Origin of the sequence: Segatella oulorum F0390 (assembly GCF_000224615.1) — a bacterium.
Classification (GTDB): domain Bacteria; phylum Bacteroidota; class Bacteroidia; order Bacteroidales; family Bacteroidaceae; genus Prevotella; species Prevotella oulorum.
This window is the reverse complement of the sequence record NZ_JH114217.1, coordinates 1-26,966: the sequence shown is the minus strand read 5'-3', so window position 1 is coordinate 26,966 and position 26,966 is coordinate 1. Positions and strand designations below refer to the sequence as shown.

Sequence of the window (26,966 nt, the reverse complement as noted above, 5' to 3'; positions counted from 1 at the left end):
GATCTTGTTAAAAGGAAACGTCAACACCAAAAGAGAATGTTTTAGAGAAAGGATAAACACGACCATTTCTATCGGTTGTCATCTGCTCTGGATCTAAATAATCACTCTTTAATTTTGTTGTTGTAAAGAGATTCTCCCCACTAAAGTAGAAACGAACTTTATCAAGATAGATTTTTTTCGTTAACATCTTCGGGAGTGTATAACCTATAGTTAAATTCTTTAAACGACAGTATGCCAAATTCTGCAAATAGCGATCGTTCACTTTACTCATAGCAAACCAACGTGCTTGGTCTTGTCCTGCACGTGGGAAATAGGCATTTCGATTATTCTCTGACCATACTTTTCCAAGGAGGTCAGCAGGGATAAATGAACTATACGCGCGTGAATAGGGTCCCCAGAACATCATGTTATTATCACCAGGATATATGTTTTGACGACCAATTCCTTGCCAGAACATAGACATATCAACTCCATACCATGACAAATTAACGGAGAAACCATAGTGGTATCTTGCTTGGGTATTCCCTAATTTCACCAAATCACCATGATCATCAAGCGTTCCTTTACCATTATTAATCTTATGGTTACCATCGATATCCTCAAAGATTAAGTCACCAGCTTGGTTTGAAAATTTGCTACCTAAGAACGATTGGTCAACACCACGAGCTGCTACTTCAGCATTGGTTTGATAGATGCCTTGGACTCTATAGCCCCAAATTTCACCCCATTCCATGCCTTCATAGTTCTTCCCCAATATCTTCGTTTCGTTGCCTCTAAACTTGGTTAGCTTCGATTTGCTATCGGCAAGCGACGCTGTAACACCATAATAAAAAGGTTTTCCTGCCAAAAGGAACTTGTCATTCCAGCTAAGGCTAAGCTCGAAACCGCGTGTACGAAGCTCTCCATTGTTCTCCAAAGGCACAGCATAACCATAGACAGCAGGCAATGTGAGCGACGTTGCCAACATGTCTTTAGTGTTACGTTGGTAAACATCAAGTGTCAATGCCAGGCGGTTATTGAGCAACCCTAAGTCAAGTCCCACATTAGATGTTACAACTTTCTCCCATGTCAAACTGCCTGATACAGGCGAACCAATCTTAGCATACATAGCTTGTGCATTATTAAAAATGTAATTCAACTTCGTCATATTATCCAATGAAATAAGACGAATGTAGGGATAGTAAGGATTGCTATATCCATCTGTTACTTGGTTTCCCAAAGAACCGATAGAAGCACGGAGTTTTAAATTGCTGACAACAGGAAGCAAATGATGGAAGAATTTTTCTTCACTAATGCGCCAACCTAAGGCAACTGAGGGGAAGAAACCCCATCGGTCACTACTCTTAAAGCGAGAGGTCCCATCATAACGCATGTTTACTTCAGCCATATATTTACCTAAATAATCATAGCTAATACGGCCAAAGTAGCCTAATAAAGCATATTCATGCTGTGCACCCTTTACACTCTTGGCACCAACCGACAGATTCAAATCGTTAAGTGTTTCTGAAAGTAAATCTTTTCCTGAAGGCTCAACCCATTTATAAGAACCTCTTTCATAGTTCATACCAGCCATAATGGCAAGATTGTGTGCCTCAGCAAATGTCTTATGATAATTGCCATAAAGGTCATAAACATACACATCTGTCGTCGCACGACCATCTTTCAGGCGATTACCAAAGAAGCCAGAGTTGGCTGTTTTCATTTCGTTAGGACGCTCTGAATATTGGAAACTCGCCATACGGAACAACTTATCTTTGATGAAAGTGCGATAAGTCATCTTCCCTGTCAGTTCTAATCCCTCCATTAACTTCAGCACACCACCAATGGCATAAGTATGTTCTGTCTTCTTAACGGTCGAAAATCCATTCCCTGTACGCAACATTGCTGCAAAACCATCCGCAGGTTTATCGCCACTGTTGGGCAATGTATAAACATTCGTACCGTCAGGATTGACAGGAACTATCCACGGCATCGCATGGAATGTCAGGTTACCCACATTACCACCATCTTCAAAATCATAACCCGGTTGTGTATATTTTGATTTAAAGAGTGATGCACTACTGAAGATATGGAACCAAGGAGTTACTTCTGCATTGAACTTTGCCATCAAGTTTCGTGTGCGGTATTTATCGGTGCTAAGTGCATAAACGCCATCATGATCGTTCATACCACCACTCAACATATAATTCATCTTGTCGTTACCACCACTAATACTCAGATTGTGATTCCAAGTTGGTTGGGTAAAATCAAAGAGATAGTTATACCAATCGAAGTTTCCATAATAGTGATAACGGCCATCCGAACCAACAACCGTCCATGGACGAGCTGGGGTCTCGGTCGTATCATACTGGCGAGCCTCTAACTCCTTATAATCATCAACGGTTAGTTTTGAATAACTACCACCCGATGTTGCATTAAAAAAGGTATCAACTAATTTAGCCGTTTGATAACCATTCGTCATAAAATTTGTCTTCGTGGTTGGAGCCGACCAACTGAATCGCCCGTTATAAGTAATGTGTGCCTGTCCGTCTTTATTCGATTTTGTCGTCACAATGATGACACCAAAGCCGGCACGGGCACCATAGATAGCGGCCGAAGCAGCATCTTTCAACACCGAAATCGACTCGATGTCGTTTGGATTTACACGGTCGAGATCGCCCTCAACACCGTCAATCAACACCAAGGGCGCACCGCTATTCACGATTGAAGTCGCACCACGAATGTTCATTTTTGTGCTTTCTCCAGGTGTTCCTGATGAGAAAGAAATGTTAAGGTTGGGCACCTGTCCTTGCAACATCTGGCCAGCACTGCTCACCGGACGGTCTTTCAATTCATCGGCGGTAACTGTGCTTACGGCACCAATCAAATTGGCTTTCTTCTTCGTGCCATAACCAATCACCACCACTTCGTCCAATCCTTTGGCCTCTTCGGCTAAGGTGATGTGCATCGCATTGCGTGCTTTCACCGTCTGTGGTGCAAAACCTACATAGGAGATGGTGAGCATACTTTCCGGATTAACCTCTAATGAGAACTCACCATTCACATTTGTTGTTGTCCCGTTGCGTCCACCTTTTTCAGAGATTGTCGCACCAATAATCGGCTCACCTGCGGCATCGGTCACCTTTCCTGAGATGGCTCTGCGACCCGCTTTAGCCGTTGTTGTTGATGCACTTGCAGTTAGAGTAATTTGATTACCTGACGTATGCGAACTCAGTCCGACAGCTTTACACAAGTCGTTCAGAATGTCTAACATCGGACGATTGCCCAAAGTGACAGACACTTTGTTTTGTAAAAGCTTTTGAACATCGGCGCCATAGAGAAAAACATAATTGCTGTTTTTCTCGATAAAGTTTAATACGCCACCCACTGTTTGCTGCTCAGCAGCAACCGAATAATTCACATTTGTCACCCGATAGTTACCCAAAGGCGATGCAAGCATACCCAAAGGTGCCATCAGTAACAAAGCCGACAACGAACGTTGCATCATGTGCACGCGTCTTGTCTTTTGTCTTGATTTCTCACGCATATAATAAAATGTGGTTTAATAGACCTTTGAAAGAGTACTGCTTTGTACAGTATCAATACACTATGAAAGACGAACCATTTTTTAAAATCTATAGGTTACAATTCAATTTTTAACACTTTAATTTCATTTTAGGTGCACACTACCTGCCGGAAGAGTGTTAAATCGATTTAACCCTTAGCACAAAATCAAGGTCTTCATGGACTGTTTTTTACACGAAATCAAGCTTTCTGTGCCTGCAAAGATACACGAATTCAAAGGGAAAGGCAAGTAAAGGTTGCCATCAATGGCCCTTTATTTTGCAACATCAGCGTTTTGAATAGAGAGCACAGCGCTCTTCCCTGTCCCCGAACCGAATAGATAAATCCTCCCTGCAACCACTTGCTTTCCTACCATCCACAAGTAACTGAAGAAGAATTCGGTTTCGGTTGTTCATTATAAATAGGTGTAAATGCTTTTTAATTGCTACTGAATGATGCCACAATTTCTACTACTTTACTCCGCAATCTCTACCACTTTACTCTGTAATCTCTACGTTTTTGTGTGGCAATCTCCATCATTTTGTTTGATGATAACTGGGCGAGTGGTGAAATCATAGGGAAAGATAGGGAAGTAACGCGGCATGAGTGGTGCGTTTGATGGCGCCATGTGGGCGAATGCAATGCGGCTACATCGGGTGAGAAGCGTGCACGGAATCAATCCCAAATGGGGTCGCTTTTCCGCATTTGCAGCGTCATGAAAGCATGCAATGCGCCCATGTGAGGGTGGATGTGAACGGCAAGGTCTTTTTATTCTTTTCAAAAATAATTTACTTTTATGCTATAAAATAAAAATTTTTATTTATATTTGCATCGCTAACTTAAGCTATGCAGCGCAATCTGCATGTGCATTAAAAGTGAACAACCATCGACTAAGGCCTGTTAGACAACGCTCTCACAGCGGAAAGAAGATGGCACAGAGATCGACCTTTTGGTCAAAAAGCAAAAAACTATTGAGAACTATGGATGCGCCTTATCATGAACTGTTGCTGGCTGCTGCCGGCAGCGAATTGGGATTTAATAGCTTGATACAACGTTTTTCGAGCATGCTCTATTCCCATGCCTATGGCATTTTGGGCAATAAGGAGATGGCCGAAGAAGTGGTGAGCGACGTTTTCTTTGAAACTTGGAAACGGCGTAAGCAGTTGGTCGAGCTCAACAATGTGCGCAGTTGGCTGTGTCGGGTGGTGCATCGCAAAGCCATTGACTACTTGCGGCGCGAGAAACGGCGTGGAAACACCATCAGTGTGGATTATTTCGGCATGCAAGATTTCTTGTTTCCCGAGATGTGTACGCCTTGCGACACGCTCATTTCCCGCGAGGATTTGACTTTGCTGAATGCTGCCATCGAACGTCTTCCGCCTAAATGCCGCTACGTGTTTTTCTTGGCAAAGGTAGGACACATGCCCTATATTGAGATTGCCGAGCTGTTAGACATCACGGTTTCGACGGTGAATTATCACGTGAATTTTGCCATTAAAACGCTCCGCAGCACGCTGATGCGCACGCAACATTTTGCGTTGGCACGGTAGATGGTGCTCTATTTTCTCTCCACAAATACTTAACGATAACGATGAACAAGAAGATTGATGACATCAAATTTGAAAGCACCAACGACGAAATGGTGTTAGAAGACTTTGTGTTGCGTAGCGAACCCGAGGCGATAGATGTGGCAAACATCATGCAAAAGACCTATGCCAAGGTGTCGGTTGAGCGTCGTCATCTGCGCAAAAGGCACCTTCTGCGCGTGGCTGCAGTGGTGGTTCCATTGCTGCTTTGCGCCCTGTGGAGCGGCATTGTGTGGATGGAGCGTGCGCAAAAGCCCGTGCAACAAGTGGCCGAACAGCTGCCAGTGATGCGGCAGATTGTCGTAGGACGTAACGACACGTTGCACGTAACCTTGCCCGATGGCAGCCGTGTGATTGCCAATTCGCGCACCGAGCTGTCCTATCCCTCCGTTTTTCGGGGGCACACACGCGATGTTTCGATTAAAGGCGAAGGTTATTTCGAGGTGGTGCACAATGCCAAGCGCCCCTTTATTATCCACACCGATAACTTTGATGTGAAGGTGTTGGGCACCAAATTCAGCGTCGACAATTATGACAGTCATGCAGCAGGTGTAACCCTTTTAGAGGGATTGGTGGAGGTGGAGACGCGCAACAACGACCGGGTGCGCATTCATCCCAACGAGCGTTTGAACATCTCGGGCGAGCAATTTGTGTCGCGCGAGCAAGTTTCGCCTGCCGATTATTTCGCCCATCTGCAAGGCATCTTGCATTTAAATGGCAACGAGTTGGGCGACGTAGCCTCGCGCCTGACCCACTATTTCGGGCAAAAGATTGTGGTAGATGGCAGCTTGCAGCATCAACGTCTTTATGGAAAGCTCATCATTCGTGACTCGATAGCGACGGTCATCAGCAATTTAGCCACCATCGCCGATGCACGAATGCAGGTGGGTGCCCACCAAATTCATCTGAAACGCCGCGCCGAAAGCTAATCCTTCATGCGGCATTTTGTTGCTGTTGCGCCCATAGGGCACAAAGCGGCACTACTTTATTCAGACTATTAAACTTTATACCAACTTATATGCTAAAGAAAAGAAGACAAGAGACAAGACGCGGGCACATGATGCATCGCTCTTTGTCGACCTTGCTACTGCTGGCTCCTTTGGGCATGCTCGCATCGCCCTTCACGCCAAACCAGGTGGCAAACGTGGGTACAATCAGCACGATGCAACAGCAATCGTCGAAAGTAAACCAACGCACCCTCACAGGAACAGTGACTGATGAGCACGGCGAACCCATTGTGGGTGCTACCGTGATTGAACGGGGAAAGAAGACAGGCACCATCACCAATGCCGACGGTGTGTTTTCGATTGCCTCCACACCCGGCAGCATGTTGACCATCTCCTACGTGGGCTTTTCGTCGCAAACCGTAAAAGCGCACAACGGCATGCGCATCACACTGGCCGAAGAAGCGAAAGGCTTAGACGAAGTTGTGGTGGTGGGTTATGGCACGATGAAGAAGCGCGACCTCACGGGAGCAGTATCCAGTGTGAAAGGAACCGACTTGGCTGTGGCGGGAGTTGCATCGGCAGCCCACATGCTTGCGGGCAAAGCTGCTGGACTTTATGTGCGGCAAAACTCGGCACAACCCGGTGGAGGACTCGATATTCTCATTCGTGGTGCCGGCTCAGTGAATGCCAGCAACGAGCCACTTTATATTGTTGACGGTTTCCCTATTGCGAAACTCGATCAACAAAAGGGTGGAAACGACCGCATGGATCCCGGCACACAAGGCGTACTCAACTTCCTCAATCCCAATGATGTTGAGAGCATTGAAGTGCTGAAAGATGCTTCGGCAACAGCCATTTATGGCGCACGTGCGGCCAATGGTGTCGTGATTGTGACCACCAAACGCGGCCGCGAAGGCAAGGCTGTGGTGAACTATTCCTATAACTATAGCTATCAACATTACAGCGATAAATATGATGTGCTCTCGCTACGTGACTGGATGATTGAGAAAAACAAGTCGAGTTGGGAGTACTGGATATGGGAAAACGAGGTGGGACCTTGGGGCACAAAGACCCTCGAAGCAGCGTTGGCCGCTCCGAAAGGCGGATTGGCTTACGCGCGTCCTTATACCGATGCGCAGATTGCTGCCGCAGGAGAAGGTACCGATTGGGTGGGCTTAATCACACGCAATGGTCATGTGCAGGAGCACAATCTAAGCATTCAGGGCGGTTCGAAAGACACTCAATACATGATTTCGCTGAACTATTATGACAACAAAGGCATCATACGCAACTCGGGAATGAGCCGCTATACGTTGAAAAGCAACATCGATCAGCGTTTCCTCAACGTGTTTAAAGCGGGCGTAAACCTGACACTCACGCGCATCGACAACGACAATACACAGTTGGGTTCGGCACAATATGAGAAGTCGGGCATCATCCGTTCGGCCGTACAAATGGGTCCAAACATCTTGGCTTACGACCCTGCGACGGGCACTTATCCCGTCAATCCGCTCTTAGGAACGCAGCCCAACCCCTACTCTTTGTTGAACAACATCGACAAAGGGCGCACTGATCGTTTCTTAGGCAATATCTATGTGGAGGCCAGACCGATTGACGGTTTGACCCTACGCGTGAATGCCGGCTTGGACAGAGCGAACATCAGCCGCAAGACTTACGAGCCAAAGAGCACCTTGTATGGTCGCAACTTGCAGGGAAATGCCGACATCTACACCCGAGACAACAACCAATATCTGTTGGAGGCAACAGCCACATACGCCAAAACCTTTAAGGATATACACAAGGTTAACTTGCTGGCCGGCACGTCATACGAGCAATTTAATGTGGAGAGTGTGAACTCGGGCAACAACAATTTCTTGCTTGATGGTTTCGGTTATAACAACTTAAATGCCGGAACGGGCACAAAAAGAGTGGGCTCAGGCTTCTCGAAAAACAAGATGGAGTCGTATTTCTTCCGCGTGAACTACATCCTTAAAGACCGTTATTATCTCACGGGAACGCTTCGTGCAGATGGTGCTTCTGTGTTTGCCAAGAACCACAAATGGGGCTATTTCCCATCAGCTGCCCTTGGATGGACCTTCTCCGAAGAACCCTTTATGAAATCTCTTGCATCGTGGTTGACGATGGGTAAGCTGCGCCTCAGCTGGGGACAGACGGGTAACTCGGACATTGGTGCGAATGCTTTTGCAAGCTATTATGCCCAACCCGCCTACAACCGCGGCGATGGAACGAAGCTCATTGGCGTGTTCCAAGGTAAATTAGAGAACCCCAACCTGAAGTGGGAGACGACCACTGAATGGAACCTTGGTATGGACTTTGGCTTCCTTGACAATCGAATTTTGGCCAGCGTAGAGTTCTATCATCGTGTGATTTCCGATTTGCTCAACTACAAACCGCTCAACTTTTACCACGACATTTCGCAGGTGATGGCCAATATTGGGAAGACACAGAGCACGGGATTGGAACTCACCCTCAACACAACGAACGTCAGCACGCGCGATTTCAAGTGGACAACCAACCTCACTTTCACCACATATAAAGACCGTTGGAAAGAGCGTACACCCGATTGGAAGCCCGCAGTATATGAAAAAGCCGACGATCCCATACGTCCTATTTATGCACGTCGCGCCGATCATATCTTGCAAATTGGTGAAGCTGCGCCGGCAGCACAGCCCGATTTGCGCCCCGGAGAGTTGGTGATTAAAGACCTCAATGGCTACAAACGCGACAGCAACGGGCAGCCCATGGTCGACGAGAACGGCCGCTTCATCCTGACAGGAGCACCCGATGGCAAGATTGATGATGCCGACACGGAGCTGATTGGCTCACAAGATCCGGGCTGGATGGCAGGTATGGTCAACACGCTTACTTATAAAGACTTCGACTTTAGCTTCCAACTCAATGGCATGTTCGACCGCCGAATGGAAGATCCTACCGAGATGACCTACGGCTTAGGCGGCGGCGATGTGGCACGTTATGGCTACAATGCACTGAGCATTATTAAGAAACGCTGGACCTGGGACAACCCTTCGACCAAATACCCTTGCTCGTTTAACGGTTGGAACAACACCTACACGCACGGCGATTGGTATTATCAAAAGGCATGGTTTGTACGCCTGTCAAACATCACATTGGGCTGGAGCATGCCCAAAGCATGGCTGACGAAAACAAAGTACATCTCGCGTGTACACCTTTCTTTGAGTGCCAGCAACCTCTTTTGCATGACACCTTATAAAGGATTGGATCCCGAAACCGACTATTACACGGCGGCCTATCCCAACGCACGCACCTATAGTCTTGGGGTGAATATCACATTTTAAACCACTTTAAAGTATTCCAAATATGAAAAGAACGAAAATAATATATGCGTTGTTGCTGGCTTGTGCGTCGATAACGCTGCCGGGTTGCTCGGACTTAACGCCCGTAGACTACTCGGAAATCAACCCCTCTAACTTTCCAAAGACCGAGAGCGACATCCAATCGCTGGTGCTTTCGTGCTACTTTCCGTTGCGCGGCAGCTGGTGGGATGGCATCTTCTCGACCTCAGAGCGCGGCGTCATGTTCTTGAACGATGCCACAACGGGCATTCTAACAGGCACTTTTGGCGAACAAAAGATGTGCTCGCAACTGAACTATTTCCCCGAATCGACGGGCATTACATGGTTCTATTACACCCGAAGCAAGGCCTATGCCGAGGGCTATTCGCAGAAAATCAGCCGTTGTACCTTGGTGCTTGATGCCATTGCCAACAGTACTTTGGACAACACTACCAAGCAACGCTACGAAGCTGAGGTGCGTTGTGCGCGGGCTTTCCTCTCGTATATTCTCTACGACATGTATGGTCCGTTGGTCGTAGCACCGTTAGAAGTGCTGAAAAATCCGTTAGAAGAGAAACCGCTTCCACGTCTTTCGCGCGCCGAAATGGCCAAATTCATTGAAGATGACTTGCTTTTTGCCGGCCAACATCTTCCGCTTCCGGCCAACACCGAGTATGGACGCTTTAGCCGTGGCTTAGCCAAGATGTTGCTCATTCGACTCTATTTGCACGAAACGGCCGATTATAACTATCCCGAAGGCTTGACCCATGGCGACAAAACCAATTATGACAAGGTGGTGACGTTGACGCGTGAGCTGAAAGATCCGCAATATGGTTACGCCTTGCAGAGCGATTATAATGCGATGTTTGCACGCGGAGGACAGGGCAAAGACAACAAGGAAATCATCTTTGCGCTACCATGTTCGTATGAAGGTCCGTCGCTCAACCAATGGCACATGATGGTGTTGCCCACCGATTATGCCGGCCATGGCATGGGCTCGGGTTGGGGAACGGTCACCAGTACGTGGTATTTCTACGACTCATTTGAGTCTGGCGACGTGCGTAGACAAGGCCTTCTCACCTCCTATACAACCTCTGGTGGAGCCACTGTCGACCGCAATACACCATCATCACCATTGGCTGCAGGGCCAATTCCTCTGAAGATAGGCTATGATCCCGGCGTGAAAGGCTCGGGAGGCTACACCGATATTGACATAGTGCTCTTCCGTTATGCCGACGTTTACCTCTCTTTGGCCGAAGGACTCTGCCAAAAGCAGGGCGCAACAACTGCCGATTTGCACGAAGCCATCGACAATGTGAACGTCGTTCGCAACCGTGCCGGGCTGCCAAGTCTAAGCTATGCCAACTACACGCAGGCCGAAGATGTGCTCAATGCCATCTTGAAAGAGCGCTGGCATGAGTTCTGGTGTGAGAATGGGCAGTATCGTTCGGACATGATTCGCTATCATCGTCTCGTGCCATTGGTGCGCGCCATCAACCAATCTCCCTACGCAGCCGATTACAAAGAGCTCTATCCGCTGCCCTTAGAGGTGATTACCGATGGCAAAGGACAGGTGAAACAGAACCCCGGTTACTAATCCCTGGCCACATCCATCACATGCCGTTGCGACGGAAAGGACGCAAAAATATTTTGAAAGGCTTGCCGAACACTCGGCAAACTTCAAAAAAAGAATTTGCAACTTGCCGACGCTTCGGCAAACGATAAAAAAAGAATTTGGGACTTGCCCAACGCTGGGCAAACGTCAAAAAAATATTTTAAGACTTGCCGACAATCGGGCAAACGACAAAAAAAGATTTTGAGACTTGCCCAAAGCTGGGCAAACATCAAAAAAATATTTTGAGACTTGCCCAAAGCTGGGCAAACATCAAAAAAAGAATTTGAGACTTGCCCAACGCTGGGCAAACGTCAAAAAAATATTTTAAGACTTGCCCAAAGCTGGGCAAAGGCCAAAAAAAGATTTTGAGATTTGCCCAACCTTGGGCAAGGACATAAAAAAGATTTTAAGCGAAATTCGTTCGAAAGGGCGGATGGAACAACATTAATTTTAAACATAACAAGATGAATAAATTGCTGAACATAGCGCTCTTGCTGCTCGCACTCTCGTGGGTTTCGTGCAGCAGTAGCGGGAATGACGACCCCAATCCTACGCCCAATGGCGGCGATGGGAGCCAAAACTTGCAGACGGTGAAATATACTTCGACGAAAGAAGATTTCTTCAATCCCGAGCGAGGCATGTACACCATGGTTGAAAGCAACCTGACAACGCCACTCTCGGCTGCACGCCTCAACACGGCAAAAAGTGCAAAAGAGTCGCTCGTGCAGATTGTTTACTACCTAAAGGACCGCCGCAATCAGGCACTCTCGACAGCCGATTTAAACAAAATCACCACCGATTTGGCTACCGTTCGCCAAGCAGGTTTGAAGGCTATTCTGCGCTTTGCCTACTCTTCGGCAGCCACAGAGCCCGACGCTCCGCTCAACATCATCGAGCAACATTTAAACAATTTGAAGCCCGTGCTCGTGCAAAACAAGGACGTAATCGCCTGCGTGCAAGCCGGCTTCATTGGTGCTTGGGGCGAATGGTATTACTCTACCAACGGTTTAAACAACACCGCGGCGCGCAATGCCGTGCTGCAAAAGTGGTTGGAAGTGTTGCCAAAGGACCGTTGTGTGCAAGTGCGTACGCCGGCTTATAAGCAAACTTTCACGGGCATTGCTGCGCCACTCAACGCCACAACAGCCTATAAAGGCACGTCACAAGCACGCATCGCCCAGCACAACGATGCGTTTATGGCCGACGAAACCAACATGGGAACCTATGTTGATGTGGCCAAGGACAAGGCGTTTGTGGCCGAAGAAGCGCTCTATACGCCTTTAGGTGGCGAGACAGCACGCCCCAATTCGAGCACACCTCCCAGCAGAGGCTCGGTCGCTTTGCAAGAGTTGAAGACGCTGCATTGGTCGTTCTTGCACGATGGTTACGACCCTGTGGTGCTGAAACAATGGGAACGTGACGGTGTGATGGACGAAATTCGCACCCAGTTGGGCTACCGTTTGGTGCTCATGCGTGGCCAATATTCCACGCAACATGCCCCAGGAAGTGAGCTCATGGCCAAGCTTTCTATCTATAACATCGGCTTTGCTGCGATGTATAATCCCCGCAAAGTGCAGCTCATTTTGCGCTCCACTTCGGGCGATGTTTACGTGGCAACGCTGCCCGATGACCCACGCACTTGGAAGCCACGCCAAGCAACTACGCTCACCGCTAAAGTAGCTTTGCCCGGCAATCTCCCTGCCGGCGACTATCAGTTGCTGCTCTTCTTGCCCGATGCCGAGCCTTCCTTGGCGGCGCGTGCCGACTATGCTGTGCGCTTAGCCAATAAAAATATGTGGGAAACCACCACGGGCTACAACAATCTTGGTGTGAAGATTAAGGTCGATGCAGCGGCAAAATTGCCACAAAGCACGTCGAACATCCAATTCATCAAACAATAGTTATGGAGACAACAACCCAGTCCTCGCAACCGCAACGCTTGCTTTCGCTCGACATTTTGCGCGGCGCCGACTTGGCTATGTTGGTGCTCATACAGCCCATTTTGTTCAGGGCGCTCAAGACAGCACACCCGGCTGAGGGCACCATTGGGCATTTCATCATGGGGCAACTGAGCCATTTGCCGTGGGAAGGATTTTGCTTTTGGGACATCATCATGCCCTTGTTCATGTTCATGTCGGGCATCACCATCCCCTTTGCCATGTCGCGTTACAAGCGTGGGGCACGCATCGACGGACAATTCTATTGGCGCATCATCAAGCGTTTTGTGGTGCTTTGGGTGTTAGGCATGGTGGTGCAAGGCAACTTGTTGGCCTTCGATTTGCGCCAACTGCACCTCTTTTCCAACACCTTGCAGAGCATTGCCGTGGGCTATGTTGCGGTGGCTTTCCTCTTTGTATTTTGCTCGTTGCGCACGCAAATCGTGGCTGTGAGCCTCTCGTTCATAGCCTATATCGCCATTTTTGCCCTTTGGGGCCACTTCGATTTCACCATCGATGCCAACATTTGCGAGGCCATCGACCGCGCAGTGTTAGGGCGTTTCCGCGACGGTGTGCAATGGCAAGGCGACACATGGCACTGGGATCCCACCTATCATTACACGTGGATCATGAGTTCTTTGAACTTCATTGTCACCGTTTACCTCGGCACTTTGGCGGGCTATCTGCTCAAAAGCACGCGCACAGCCATGCAGAAATTCCGCTGGCTCATGTGGGGTGGCGTAGCAATGATTGCTGTTTCGCTGCTCATGCACCCCTGGATTCCCATCATCAAGCACATCTGGTCGAGCTCTATGACGCTCTTTGCGGGTGGCATCTGCTTTGTGTTGATGGGCCTCTTCTACTATATCATCGACGTGAAAGGCTGCCGTCGTGGCTGGATGTGGCTGCGCTATTACGGCATGAATTCGCTCGCTGCCTATTTCATTGGCGACTACATGAACTTCAAATCCATCACCGACTCGCTCTTCTTTGGCTTTCATCAATGGATGGGCGACTACTATGCCGTGTTGCAAGTCACGATGCACGGCATCTGGGTGTTGCTCATTTTGAAACTCATGTTCCGCTTAAACCTTTATATTAAAGCTTAAAACCCATTGATTATGTTTAAAAAATTATCAACTATCATGCTGGCAACTGCCCTGTTGGGGCTTACAAGTTGCAGCAGCGACGACGACAAGTTTGTGTCCAATGACAAAACAGGTCCGAAGCCAGGTATCGACCTGATGGTCGTTCCCGACAACTATAAATATGGCGATAAAGTGAGCATCACCGGCCTGCTCACCGACGATCGCAACCTCGAACACTACGAGCTTCTGCTGCTCAACAGTAAGGGTGACACCTTAGCCACAAAGTATCAGATGTTGCTCGGCAAGCAATTCAACATGGATGACTTCATTCAAATTCCGCTGCCGAAGAATGCATCGACCGACGATTTGCGGTTGGTGGCGAAGTTAGACAACACACGCAACGGCGAAGCGGTTGAGACATTCGACTTGCCGGCCGTAGCAACTCCCTCGTTTGAGACGCTCAATTTGGTGCTCGGCAATGGCAGTATTGTGGAGCTTACCAAGCAAGGCGATGTCTTCACCATGCCCACCGAGCAGGTGTTTCCCGCCAAAGTAAAGGGTATTATCTCGACCACCACGAGCAAAAACGGCATCTACTGGGGCACGAAGCATGGCGAAATTGCCACCATGACCAACGATTCGATCACGATTGGCGGCGATGTCGAGTCATCGTTCACCGTCACTTTCAATCCCAAAACCTTTGAGCTTAGCTTCAGCGAGCGCCACGTTTGGAAACCCTTACCTGCCGCCGATTGCTACTATCTGTTGGGCACCATCTCGGGACACTGGCAAGATGGCGAGATTAAGACCGAGAAAAACAAGATGCGCATGAAGGGCTTCGAAAGTCAAAACGACAGCTACTACACCTGGACAGCACCCGAAGGCGACGACCCCAACGTGGGGATGTGGGGACAAACGGCCGCAGGTGTGTTCCGCATGAAGCGCGGTGCCCAGCAAGGTTACATCCTTTGGGACGGCCAACACATTGTGCAATCGGCCACCGATGATGCGACAAAGAGCTTCCCTCTCACAGCAGGTGGCGCCTTTACCATCAAGACCAACTTCACAGCGGGCACGTGTACGAGCGTCGAAGTGACGGGAAGTGGCAAGTCGTTGCTCTTCACCAACAACAAAGTGGTGGTCAATGGCAATGCTGTTACGCCAACTATCGGCTTCTGTGGCCAGCAGTTGCATTTGAAAGCAGGCACGGCCTATATCTATGAAGGCACGATGACGCTGCAAAAGGGACAGAAGATTTCGTCGGATTTCGACCTCTCTTCCTACACATGCAACCCCGATTTGTTCACCGGAGGCGGCAACGCTACCTGGACATTGAAGGCCAACACGGGCACCTACTATGTGCGTATGGATGTGTTCAGCGGCGCGTTCTATGCGTGTCCTGTTGCGGGTTATCCCGATGTGCTCTATATGGATGGTTGGAGTTGGGCACCCACTCAAAACTCTACGGCTGTGGTATGGTCCGACGACAACGTGCTGCCCGTGGTGCATACCACCGGCCAACGCTATGAAGCCACCTTCTATAACTTTGGTTGGGGCGGCGATGTGGCCTTCTATGTGGTGCATCCTTCCACCGGACACAAATATCGTTTGCCCAACGCTTTCTTCCCAGCCAGCTTGCGTAAAGACGCCGATGGATTCCACATTCCATCCGGAGCGGGCTACTATAAGGTGGTCATCGATTTGAAAGACGGCATCCATGTGGCTGCCGACGGCACGGTGACGGCCAAGGGAGATAACCATTTCGCGATGGACTTTGTGGCGCAATAGCCCCACATGCACAGCAAACGCTCTTTCTCATGTATAAAGGTGTTCCGGCAAGTCAGAACAGTTGTTGCAGCGTTGCAATAGCTGTTCGGGCGCGCCCGAACACGTTTTTCATGGCGCAACAACGCTTCGGGTGTTCCCAAACATGTTTTGCAAGGATGTAAAAGGGCTTCGGGCGCGCCCGAACACATTTTGCATCGCGCATCAGCTCTTCGGGAACGCCCGAACGCTGTTTTCACTTTCGATGGCGCTTTTGGGCGAACTTCTCCCCCGCGCCACATCCGTTTCACGCCCTCCATGGGGGCATTACACATTCAATTTATGTATTTACGTTCTTATTTCCTATTCTTTTTAGGGCTTTTCTGCACCGCGTTGCAGGCACAACACCACAGCGACATTCCCGTGTTGGCGGGCGAATCGTGGTGGGGAGGCGCCACCGCTTTAGGCACATCCATGCCATTCACGTCGCTTTCGCCCTTCGACCTCTCGTGCCGAAATGACAACAACCAGGTGTCGGGCATGCTCATTTCCAACCGTGGGCGCACCATCTGGAGCGATAGCCCATTCAAATTCTCGGTCGACGGGCAAGGCATTCACATCGATTCGCGCTACGAAAAGGTGGGCATCAAGCAGCAAGGCACGACCCTGCGCGACGCTTATCGGGCACTCATGCAACAGCATTTCCCTGCCGAAGGAGCACTGCCCGACACCCTGTTTTTCTCACATCCACAATACAACACGTGGATAGAGCTGATGTACAACCAAAACCAACACGACATTTTGACCTATGCCCGCCACTTGCTCGACAATGGTTTGCCCCCCGGCATCTTGATGATCGACGATAATTGGCAGCGTTATTATGGCAATTTCGATTTCAAATGCGAACGCTTTCCCAACCCTCGCGCCATGGTTGACAGCCTACATCGGCAGGGCTTCAAGGTGATGTTGTGGATCAGTCCGTTTGTCACGGCCGACAGTCCCGAATATCGTGCGCTGGCCAAACAAGGGCTGTTGCTGCGCGATGCCACAGGAAATCCGGCCATCATTCCTTGGTGGAACGGGCAAAGTGCCTGCTTCGACCTCACCAATCCGGCCGCTCTCGACTATTTGGAGCACACGTTGCGCGGCATGATGCACGATTATGCCATCGACGGTTTCAAGTTTGATGGCGGCGACAACATCTACTATGACCGTGCCGACTTGCGCCCTTATCGCAAAGATGCGCGCTCGGTTGACCAAACGAAAGGCTGGGCCGAATTGGGATGCCGCTTCGCTTTCAACGAATATCGCGCGTGCTGGCAGATGGGCAACCGTCCGTTGGTGCAACGATTGGGCGACAAAGACTATTCGTGGAAGGCGGTGCAGCAGCTCGTTCCCGACATGATTGCCGCGGGCTTGCTGGGCTATGGCTATGCATGTCCCGACATGATTGGCGGCGGTTCGTTTGCTTCGTTCCTCGATATTGACGCCGACAAGTTCGACCAAGCACTCATTGTGCGCTCGGCTCAGGTGCATGCGCTCATGCCGATGATGCAATTCTCGGTGGCACCCTGGCGCATTCTCAGTGCCGAGAACATGAAGATTATCCGGGCCATGGCGCAACTGCACGTGCAAAAATCGCCCTACATCCTGGCCTGCGCCCGCGAAACGGCACGCACCGGCGAACCCATCGTGCGCAGTTTGGAATATGAATTTCCCCATCAGGGTTATGAAAAGGTGCACGACCAATTCATGTTGGGCAGCCGTTTGATGGTGGCTCCGATGACAACGCCGGGCACTTCGCGCACCATTCTGCTGCCTCCCGGCCGCTGGCGCGACGATCAAGGGCGCGTGTTCCGTGGGCGTCGCACCATTCAACAGCAGGTGCCGCTCTGGCGTCTGCCTTATTTTGAGCGCCTCTGAATGCCGCAAAAATCTATTTTTGGCGGATAGCAATTCTCCGAAATGCGGTTCTATTGCTGCAAATAGAGCAGTCACGGTGACAACACCGCAAAACAAACATGTGCCGAACAGCCTTCAAAAGCTGTTCGGCACATGTTGTTTTTTGAGGAAATCGGGCGATGAAACGCTATACAACAGACATCAAATGCCGCCCAATTTTATGTAATCCCTCAACAATGCGTTGGCGTTGTGCCGGACGTGGTTTCTTAAGGCCGTTGGCATAGTGGCTCAACAGGCGTGCATTCACACCCGAAGCACGAGAAATGGCGGCAAGACTGGCATATTGTTCGCACGACCGAATCAATGCGGCCGTGTCAAGATGGTATTCAAATTCATACGCTCCCTTTGCCAACCACTCGGGCACAGCATCGCCATCAGCCAGCAATCCTTCAACATGAAACTGGAGTGTTTCGGGAATGGCCTTCATCAATTCCTGATAGGTCTTTGCCGTCAGCGCGATGGCTCCAGGCACATTGTCGCTCAAGGTTGCCCCAAAATTGTGACCGCACCACTGAATTTCAACTCGTATTTTTTCCATTTCCATCCTATTTTAAACCATTTATCTTTGCCATGCAAGCAGCATGTCATCTCCATCCCGCTTGTTTCCATATACTATTTAAAAGAAACTGACTCAGAACTTCACTTTGCTGCCCCCGAACCGTAACTTTCCCGGGTCGCGTGGGATGCTTAAATTGCCGATGATCGCCTTTGGTTGCAAAGAGCACCCATCCATCGGCTTCTAACAGTTTAATCACCTCTTTGACTTTGTACCGTCTCATCCCATAGCACACTTTAACACCTTGCAAAGATATTAAAAAGAATACTATTTAGCAAGTTCCGCCCTAAAAAACAGTATTATGATGGATACTTTTCCGTGTTCCACAGCCCCTCGCGACGCCTGTTCGCCCTTTTTACGCCCGTCTGCCTATTTCTTGGCATTAAAAAGTGGACTGGATTGCGGGATAATCTCAATGAGATTATAGGGAAAAACGGTAGAGATTGCCGCACAATACCGCCGCTTTTACAGATGCACTCAAAAGAGGGTGACCATGAAGGGACGGTGCATGTGGCTGGAAAGGGTGCTGCAAGAGGTGACGCTTCATAACACCTTTTAAGATAGGCAAACCACCATTCAAACAAAAGACAGATTGTGCGGCGTTAAACCCTCTTAGACATTTACATCCTTTAAGGCTTGCAATTTCACAAACTGCATGCCTAAAAAGATTATAAAATAACTGTATAATCATTCATTTTACAATCAAAATAAAATAAAAACGCATTATTTTGCTATAAAATGAAAAATTTAATGCAAAATGTTTGCGAATAAATTATATATCTATTAACTTTGCAGCCGAATAGTATTGATGTTTTTTAAGTTTATATTGCTGAACGTAATCGTCGTACAACGATCATCGTTTTATTTTTAATCTAAAGAGGGAAGTTTATGAAAAAGAGACTTTTGATGTTTCTCGCAGGGCTATTTCTGAGCATAGGAATGGCCGTAGCGCAAACGCAAGTGAAAGGAACTGTGGTTTCAAGTGAAGACGGAGAGCCTGTAGTTGGGGCCTCTGTAATGGTCTCAGGAACGAAAACGGGTAGCATTACCGACGCAGATGGTAAGTTTGCTTTAAGCGCACCCGAAGGCACAAAATTGGTGGTTTCCTATTTAGGCATGCACCCCAAGACGGTGACCGTGCCCCGTTCGGGCGAGTTGAAAATTAAGTTAGACCCCGACAACAAGGTGCTTGATGAAGTAGTTGTCACGGCAATGGGCATCACGCGCGAGAAGAAAGCTCTCGGTTATGCCTCACAAGTGCTCAACGCAAAGGACTTGAATACGGCCGGAACCTCGTCGTTGGCCAATGCTATGCAGGGCAAACTTACGGGTGTTGACATTCGCACTTCCTCGGGAGCACCCGGTGCTTCGGCACAAATTGTTATTCGCGGCGCACGTTCTTTCGATGGCAACAACACACCGTTGTATGTGGTTGACGGCATGCCTATCGCTTCAAGGCCCGACTTTGACACGGAAAAGTCAGTGACAGGTTCTGACTATGCCAGCCGAACCATTGACCTCAACCCTGACGATATTGAATCGATCAACGTGCTGAAAGGGCAAGCAGCCTCGGCACTTTATGGTATTCGCGCTTCAAACGGTGTCATCTTGATTACCACAAAGCGCGGCAGCAAAGAGTCGACCAAGCCTGTTATCACCTTTACAACCGACTTGAGTGCACAGACCTTGAGCCGCAAGTTTGAACGACAAGATGTGTATGCGCAGGGCACAACACTCTCAAAATATAATCCAAATGCTTCGATGACGTGGGGACCGAAGATTGCCGACCTGCCGAATGACGCTACTTATGGCGGCAATAAAAACAACGCTTATACCAACGGCGACCTCACTTCGCATGCGGGTATGTACTACAACCCGAAGTATGCTGCCGCAGGTTTGAGTGGTTGGACTACGCCACAGACCTATGACAACGTGGGCGATTTCTTCAAAACGGGCTTCACGCAGAACTCAACGTTCAACATTTCGCAACGCAAAAACGACGTGAGCTATTCGTTCAGTCTCAGCGATACCTATCAGAAAGGCATCATTCCTTCAACGGGTATGACCCGCACGGGGGCACACGGTGCCGTTGACTGGAAGGTGAACGAGCAGTGGAAGACCGGCTTTTCGGCCAACTACAGCTCGGTAAAGATTACCTCTGCGCCGGGTGCCAACAGCGGTATTGTGAACGTGGTGTACTCGGCTCCGTCGGAATATAACCTCAAAGGCACGCCCTATCACAAGCCCGGCGACCCCACTGCGCAGGTGCTTTTCCGTGCGACCAGCTTCAACAATCCCTATTGGTGGGCTGCAAACGATGAATATTCGCAACACACCAACCGTTTGTTTGGCAATGCCTACGCCGAATTTACTCCGAAACTGAACTGGAGTGACCGCTATCATCTCGTCTTTCGCGAGCAGGTGGGCATGGATATGTATACCACCAACAACGCTACTATTGCCGAGATTGGATCGGCCTACAACAAGAAAGGTGAGGTGGAGAACACCGGTGTGCAGGAGAATATCTTCAACAACCTGATCACAGCCAACTTTACTGCCAAGTGGGGTGCCGATAGAGAATGGGACTTTGGCTTTGTGCTCGGTAACGAGTTCAACCACGAATATCGCCGCAAATGGGATTATGACGGTTCGGGATTGGCTTTCTACGGTCAGCCTACGATTGGCAACACGTCGTCGATGGATGTGCACAAAGAGTATCATCAGCAAGAACGCACGGTGGGAACCTTCGGTCAGTTGTCGCTCTCTTGGAAAGACATGCTTTATCTAACCGTGACGGGTCGCAACGACAAAGTGTCGTCTATGCCCCGCGGTCACCGCTCGTTCTTCTATCCTTCCGTGTCATTGGGCTGGATTTTCACCGAGCTTCCGGCATTGAAAGAAAACAAGACACTCTCGTATGGAAAGCTCCGTCTGTCTTACGCACAGGTGGGACAAGCCGGGCATTTCTACAACAATTATATGTATGTGCCCGTGTATGGCAGCGGCATGTATATCTACACCCCCATCAGTTATCCCCTCGGTGGTGCGCGCGGCTATGCGCCCTACTTCGTGAAGTTTGATGAAAAGCTCAAGCCTCAGAACACTTCTAACTGGGAAGCAGGATTGGATTTGGGTTTGTTTAAGAACCTTGTGAAGTTGGAATACACGCTGAGCTATCAGGATGTGAAAGACCAAATCTTCGATGTTCCCACAGCAGGCACGACGGGCTATCAGTCACTTCGCACCAATGCTGGACAGATGGTGACGTGGTCGCACGAGTTATCGCTGAATGCTACTGTGCTCAATCATCAGGACTATGGTGTGGACTTGGGTGTGAATTTCACCAAGGTAAGGAACAAGGTGAAGAAACTTGCGCCCGGCGTAGAGAGCATTATGCTTGGCGGTTTCGTTACGCCACAGATACGAGCACAGGCAGGTTACACCTATCCCAACATCTATGGTAAGGCATTTAAGCGCACCGCCGACGGCCAGTTGCTGCTCGATGCCAACGGGTTGCCCCAGTCAACGGCAGCCAATGTGAACTTGGGTGAGTGTGCACCCGACTTCAATATGGGTTTCAATCTCCACGCACACTATAAAAACCTATCGCTCTCGGCCACCATGGATTGGCAGAAAGGCGGTTGCATGTACAACGGAACCCTCTTGACGATGAACTATTTCGGCGCTACGAAAGAGTCGCTCCCCTATCACGAAGGGACGATGGTGGCCGAAGGAATCAACGAAGCTACGGGGGCAAAGAACACGGTAGTGGTGAGCAAGCAAGCCTATTATCAGGCCTATAACGACGTGACCGAAGCCGGCATCTTCGACACCAGCTTCCTCAAGTTGCGCGATGTGACGCTGAGCTATCAGTTCCCCAAACTGGCCGGCATCAACCTTTCGGTCTACGGTTTTGCACGCAACATTTTGCTATGGGCAAAGATGCCCAACCTCGATCCCGAGAGTTCGCAAGGCAATAACAACATGGGTGGCTACTTTGAGCGCTTCTCAGTGCCCAACACTTCCAGCTTCGGTGGCGGCTTCAAAGTCACTTTCTAAGCGTCGACAAACATTTGATAAACGAAAAAAGTATTGATTATGAAAATGAAATATATATTCGGAGCTGCGCTGACGGCAATGCTTTTCACGGCTTGTTCGGAAGACACGATGGATCGCATCAACGCCGACGAGGCGCATCCGGGCCAAAATATCAACGCAAAACTGCAACTCACCGAAACCGAGGTGTCAACGGTCTTCTCTACCCTTTGCGGTGCCTATGAATGGTATGTCAGCTCGTATACCGAACAACTCTTCGGCACAGGCAACAACCAAATGCGCATGATTGAGAAACGTAATATTGCCGAAGTGGCCGGAAGTTCAACGTTTGGCAACGAATGGGACAACACCTATCTCAACCTCAACAACCTGAGATTGATGCGCGGGAAGTGTCAACCCGGTGGCGTGAATGCCGGAAACTACAACCTGTTGGGCATGGCACAAACGCTCGAAGCCATCAACTGGGCCACGCTGACCGACCTTCATGGCGACATTCCCTACAAAGAATGTTTCGTGACTTCGGCGCCTAAGATTGACAAACAAAAGGAGGTCTACAGCCGTGTGTTTGAATTGCTCGACAGCGCACAGATTAATTTTGCACGCGGAACCGATGACAACAGCTCCAACGATGTCATCTATGCCGGCAAACAGGCGAAGTGGGCGGCATTGGTTCACGCGCTGAAAGCACGCTATCTGCTGCGCACCTATGGCGTGAACCGCACCACAGCCCAGTTGCAAAAGGTGGTCGACGAGGCACAGGCTGCCCTCAACGCCGGCTTCGCAGGCTGTGAATTGGCCGTGTTCAACGGTCAGACGGCCGACAACTCGTGGTATGCTTATGCCCAAAGCCGCAAGTACACAGGTTGCTCTTCGACGGTTGAAAATTTGCTTACGGCACGCAACGACCCCCGTGAACCCATCTATAACTTCAACAGCTTTGGCAAAAACGTTGTGGCCAATCCCGGAGATGATGCCATGGCAGCGCAGACGGAGGTGGTCAACTGGCCGGCCTATTTGGAGAACGGTGCCGCAACCTTGCATGTGTTGAGCCTTTCAGAGCTCTATTTTGTGCAGGCCGAAGCACAGGCACGTTTAGGACAAAATGCACAGACAGCGTTCGAAGCGGGCGTGAAAGCGTCTATAAAAGATTTCTATGCGGCTGGCGGAAGCGTGATTGAAGCCAACGTGACCGACGCGCAGATTACCACCTACGTTGCCTCGTTGAGCACGCGTTACACGGCCAATCCGCTGAACGAAATCCTCATTCAAAAGTATATTGCCCAAACGCGTGATGAACAGTTGGAGACTTATAACGACATGCGCCGTTGCCGTTACATTGACGGTAGCTATCCCGTTGCCATGACCAATCCCAACAACACGCTGGGGGGTGCCAACCGTTGGCCACTCTGTTTGCCTTACGGTGAGAGCGATGTCACCTCCAACCCCAACGTAGCAGCCGCTTTCGGCAGTGGAAACGAAGGAGGTATGTATATCTTCACCAAGAAAGTTTGGTGGGCAGGCGGCGAATAGGCGAGGCATCGATGACACTGCTATAAAGGCAGAAAAAGTAACAATAAACTTCATCCATACGTGGATATTTTAGTTTCTATTTCTCTTTAGGGTTGGCTTTTGCCAGCCCTTTTTGCTGGCTTTGTTCCCATTTGCATTTTTAAACGCTCGTTTTTAAGAAAAACACTTCGACGGGACTCCCCGAACACTTGTTTTTAAGAAAAATGCTTCGGCGGGACCCCCCGAACGCTTGTTTTTAAGAAAAATACTTCAGCGGGACTCCCCGAACGCTTGTTTTTAAGAAAAATGTTTCGGCGGGACTCCCCGAACACTTGTTTTTAAGAAAAATGCTTCAGCGGGACTCCCCGAACACTTGTTTTTAAGAAAAATGTCCTTCAAAAGAGTTGGACGATGAGAAAAAACGGCTTCCAAGGGGTAGCGGTCTGCTTTTGAAAAATGACAATGCGATAAACGATGGCCCATTCAATCCCAATCGTTCGTTAGAGCCTATACGAACGGGGCATGCTATGCCCACAACAGCACCAACAATGGCAGTGCATTTTGCAAGGCTTTACGCAGTTTTTCGTAGGCAATGCCCATTTGGGTTTCCACGGTGTGGCGCGAAATGCCGAGCGATTCCGCAATTTCTGCCTGCGACCTGTGATGGAGTTTGCTCATGACGAATATCTCGCGGCAACGCGGAGGCAGCTGGTTGATGGCCGCTTCTATGCGACGTTGAAGGTGGTTTTCGTCTTGAAAATCGGTGAAAGCCTGCGACAGCGCCGCTTCATAGAGTTGCAGCTCTTGTCGGTCGCTGAGGTTTTCGACAGGCGTTGGAAGGCGCGTGCGCAACCGTTGACGCAACACCGACAAACAAGCATGCTTCAAGGCTGTGAAGAGATAGCCCACTTCGGTTTTGGATTCATCTAACAAGTGGCGCCGCTCATAGATTTTAAGAAACACATCTTGCACCACATCTTCGGCCTCTTCGGCATCTCTCAGATAAAATGCGGCAAAATTTCGGGCGCGCGTGTACCACACACTATAAAACGAATCGAAGTCAAACATGGTGGGATGGCAGCTTATCTTTTTCGGGGTTTCATGGCTACAAATTTACATAAAAACCCCGAATTAAGCAGCCGTTCGGCAGAAATTGCCACCCACATGTCGACAAGTTGCCCCATCGTCGTTGGCAACTTGGTTTGAACAATGGGCCACCCTGCTACAACATCATCAGTGCTTCGTTATTCGCCCCCCCCCGTTTTCAGCATACGCTAACAAGATGGGCCGTCTGCGGTAAAACAGCCGGATAAAGGCAAAAACAATGTTTCTCAGAGGTGGAAAACACATAGAGAAATACTGGAAATGGCTAATCCCAATCTTGGGAACAGCTAAAAATGCAGAAAAAAGTCATACCTTTGTAATGTCAAAATTTGAAAGAGAATGAAACTTTGGTTAAGAACTCTGCTATGGATAGTGATTTCGTTCATCTTTGCTCAAATGGCTTACTGTAAGTGGAATGAGAAGATGCAACCATATTCATCAAAACAAAATAGAACAATGAAAAGAGTCTTTTTATGCTCATCTTTCGCTGATGTAGCTGAAATTCTATCAAAAACTGCTTCCTCACCATTAAGAGGAAACACCGTAGCATTTATACCCACGGCGAGTATCCACGAAGAATATACCCAATATGTAGAAGACGGAAAGAATGCACTCCGTGCACTTGGCCTCCGCATAAAGGAAGTAGAAATTACCCAATACGATAAAGATAAAATTGCAAAAATATTGAGTGATTGTGACTGTATCTACGTCTCGGGCGGAAACACATTCTTCCTTATGCAGGAATTAAAAAAGACCGGAACAGATCAGTTGATTAAAGAGCAAGTGGAAAGGGGCAAACTTTATATTGGAGAATCTGCTGGTGCCATGATTCTCGCACCTAATATAGAATATGCAAAGAGAATGGATAATCACCTTGCGCTAACTCCAAACTTCAATGATTTTACAGGACTGGGCATCATCGATTTTTATCCTGTCGTACATTTCAACAGCTTCCCCTTTGAAGAGGCTACGCAAAACATCATCAAAGAATATAGCAACCTGCCATTAAAACCCATTTCAAATCAACAAGCCATCCTCATAACAGGAGAGGACGTGGCAATATTAGGTAAGAATGAGTAAACGGTATACAACTAAAAAAGCGTTCACTTGATTACTCAAATGAACGCTTCGGTTTAAAAAAAGGCAACTACCTCTCTCCCGCATTGCCCTATTTGACACGGTGTACCATCGGTGTATGGACGATACGGTGACAGCAATTTTCCATATTGCACAAAATGAACAACTAAAAAAGCGTTCACTTGATTGCTCAAATGAACGCTTCGTTAAGAAAAAAGGCGGCTACCTCTCTCCCGCATTGCCCTATTTGACACGGTGTACCATCGGCGTATGGACAGCATGGTGGCAGCGATTTTCAAGACCTCTCAAAACGAAAAAGACCTCAGAGATTTCTCTCCAAGGTCTTCGTTAAGAAAAAAGGCGGCTACCTACTCTCCCGCATTGCCCTATTTGAAACGGTGTACCATCGGTGTATGGACGATACGGTGACAGCAATTTTCCATATTGCACAAAATAACAACTAAAAAAGCGTTCACTTGATTGCTCAAATGAACGCTTCGTTAAGAAAAAAGGCGGCTACCTACTCTCCCGCATTGCCCTATTGAACACGGTGTACCATGGTGTATGGACGGTACGGTGACAGCAATTTTCCATATTGCACAAAATAACAACTAAAAAAGCGTTCACTTGATTGCTCAAATGAACGCTTTGATTGAAAAAAGGCGGCTACCTACTCTCCCGCATTGCATTGCAGTACCATCGGCGCAAGTGGGCTTAACTTCTCTGTTCGGAATGGGAAGAGGTGGAACCCCACCGCAATAACCACCTGATAAAGGGGTTGACATGATTTTCACAAGCTGTAAACTGTGGTGTAAACTCTTCTGTGTTCTTTCCTTTTTTTTCTTGAACAACTCAAAGTAGAAGCGAGGGAAGAGAAGAAAGTTTCG

At 48.8% G+C, this 26,966-nt stretch carries 15 protein-coding genes and 1 rRNA gene; 11 read left to right on the top strand and 5 right to left on the bottom strand.

Annotated elements, in window-relative coordinates:
• Nucleotides 1–7 precede the first annotated feature (7 nt).
• Nucleotides 8–3,487, bottom strand: coding sequence for a SusC/RagA family TonB-linked outer membrane protein (locus HMPREF9431_RS09285; RefSeq protein ID WP_231287810.1), 3,480 nt, complete (start codon nt 3,485–3,487; stop codon nt 8–10).
• 1,036 nt (nt 3,488–4,523) lie between these two features.
• Between HMPREF9431_RS09285 and HMPREF9431_RS09280 the strand changes: the two genes are divergently transcribed.
• The 8 genes from HMPREF9431_RS09280 (at nt 4,524) to HMPREF9431_RS09245 (ending at nt 17,738) form a co-directional block, all read left to right on the top strand.
• The gene (locus tag HMPREF9431_RS09280) at nt 4,524–5,093 is read left to right on the top strand and encodes an RNA polymerase sigma factor (RefSeq protein WP_004381000.1); all 570 of its coding nucleotides are present in this window, start codon (nt 4,524–4,526) and stop codon (nt 5,091–5,093) included.
• 41 nt (nt 5,094–5,134) lie between these two features.
• Nucleotides 5,135–6,058: a FecR family protein gene (locus HMPREF9431_RS09275; RefSeq protein WP_004380999.1), complete on the top strand. Its 924-nt coding sequence runs from the start codon at nt 5,135–5,137 to the stop codon at nt 6,056–6,058.
• 128 nt (nt 6,059–6,186) lie between these two features.
• Nucleotides 6,187–9,414 (top strand): SusC/RagA family TonB-linked outer membrane protein, encoded by a 3,228-nt coding sequence (locus tag HMPREF9431_RS09270; RefSeq protein ID WP_081463337.1) that lies wholly within the window; start codon nt 6,187–6,189, stop codon nt 9,412–9,414.
• Between the two features lie 22 nt (nt 9,415–9,436).
• Nucleotides 9,437–11,008: a RagB/SusD family nutrient uptake outer membrane protein gene (locus tag HMPREF9431_RS09265; RefSeq protein ID WP_004380997.1), complete on the top strand. Its 1,572-nt coding sequence runs from the start codon at nt 9,437–9,439 to the stop codon at nt 11,006–11,008.
• Between the two features lie 482 nt (nt 11,009–11,490).
• Nucleotides 11,491–12,927: a DUF4832 domain-containing protein gene (locus HMPREF9431_RS09260; RefSeq protein WP_004380996.1), complete on the top strand. Its 1,437-nt coding sequence runs from the start codon at nt 11,491–11,493 to the stop codon at nt 12,925–12,927.
• A gap of 2 nt (nt 12,928–12,929) precedes the next feature.
• On the top strand, nt 12,930–14,072 hold the full coding sequence (locus HMPREF9431_RS09255) for an acyltransferase family protein (RefSeq protein ID WP_004380995.1): 1,143 nt from the start codon (nt 12,930–12,932) through the stop codon (nt 14,070–14,072).
• A 12-nt stretch (nt 14,073–14,084) separates the two neighbouring features.
• On the top strand, nt 14,085–15,839 hold the full coding sequence (locus HMPREF9431_RS09250) for a hypothetical protein (protein ID WP_004380994.1): 1,755 nt from the start codon (nt 14,085–14,087) through the stop codon (nt 15,837–15,839).
• A 318-nt stretch (nt 15,840–16,157) separates the two neighbouring features.
• Nucleotides 16,158–17,738 (top strand): glycoside hydrolase family 31 protein, encoded by a 1,581-nt coding sequence (locus tag HMPREF9431_RS09245; protein WP_004380992.1) that lies wholly within the window; start codon nt 16,158–16,160, stop codon nt 17,736–17,738.
• Nucleotides 17,739–17,904: 166 nt separating this feature from the next.
• Here the strand turns inward: HMPREF9431_RS09245 and HMPREF9431_RS09240 are convergent, their stop codons facing one another.
• Together HMPREF9431_RS09240 and HMPREF9431_RS09235 are read right to left on the bottom strand one after the other, a co-directional pair.
• Nucleotides 17,905–18,315, bottom strand: a complete 411-nt coding sequence (locus tag HMPREF9431_RS09240; protein WP_004380991.1) for a type II toxin-antitoxin system HicB family antitoxin — start codon at nt 18,313–18,315, stop codon at nt 17,905–17,907.
• A 46-nt stretch (nt 18,316–18,361) separates the two neighbouring features.
• A complete protein-coding gene (locus HMPREF9431_RS09235) occupies nt 18,362–18,556 on the bottom strand; it encodes a type II toxin-antitoxin system HicA family toxin (protein ID WP_004380989.1) in 195 nt (64 codons plus the stop codon).
• A 665-nt stretch (nt 18,557–19,221) separates the two neighbouring features.
• Between HMPREF9431_RS09235 and HMPREF9431_RS09230 the strand changes: the two genes are divergently transcribed.
• Both HMPREF9431_RS09230 and HMPREF9431_RS09225 read left to right on the top strand, forming a co-directional pair.
• A complete protein-coding gene (locus HMPREF9431_RS09230; RefSeq protein WP_004380988.1) occupies nt 19,222–22,392 on the top strand; it encodes a SusC/RagA family TonB-linked outer membrane protein in 3,171 nt (1,056 codons plus the stop codon).
• 39 nt (nt 22,393–22,431) lie between these two features.
• Nucleotides 22,432–23,919 (top strand): SusD/RagB family nutrient-binding outer membrane lipoprotein, encoded by a 1,488-nt coding sequence (locus tag HMPREF9431_RS09225; protein WP_004380987.1) that lies wholly within the window; start codon nt 22,432–22,434, stop codon nt 23,917–23,919.
• 504 nt (nt 23,920–24,423) lie between these two features.
• Here HMPREF9431_RS09225 and HMPREF9431_RS09220 read toward each other — a convergent pair.
• The gene (locus tag HMPREF9431_RS09220) at nt 24,424–24,966 is read right to left on the bottom strand and encodes an RNA polymerase sigma-70 factor (protein WP_004380985.1); all 543 of its coding nucleotides are present in this window, start codon (nt 24,964–24,966) and stop codon (nt 24,424–24,426) included.
• 492 nt (nt 24,967–25,458) lie between these two features.
• Here HMPREF9431_RS09220 and HMPREF9431_RS09215 point away from each other — a divergent pair, with 492 nt between their 5' ends.
• Entirely contained in the window at nt 25,459–26,082 is a 624-nt protein-coding gene (locus HMPREF9431_RS09215; RefSeq protein WP_004380984.1) for a Type 1 glutamine amidotransferase-like domain-containing protein, read from the top strand.
• A gap of 654 nt (nt 26,083–26,736) precedes the next feature.
• On the opposite strand, the gene rrf is transcribed toward HMPREF9431_RS09215, so the two are convergent.
• Nucleotides 26,737–26,849 (bottom strand): 5S ribosomal RNA (gene rrf, locus HMPREF9431_RS09210).
• Nucleotides 26,850–26,966 lie beyond the last annotated feature (117 nt).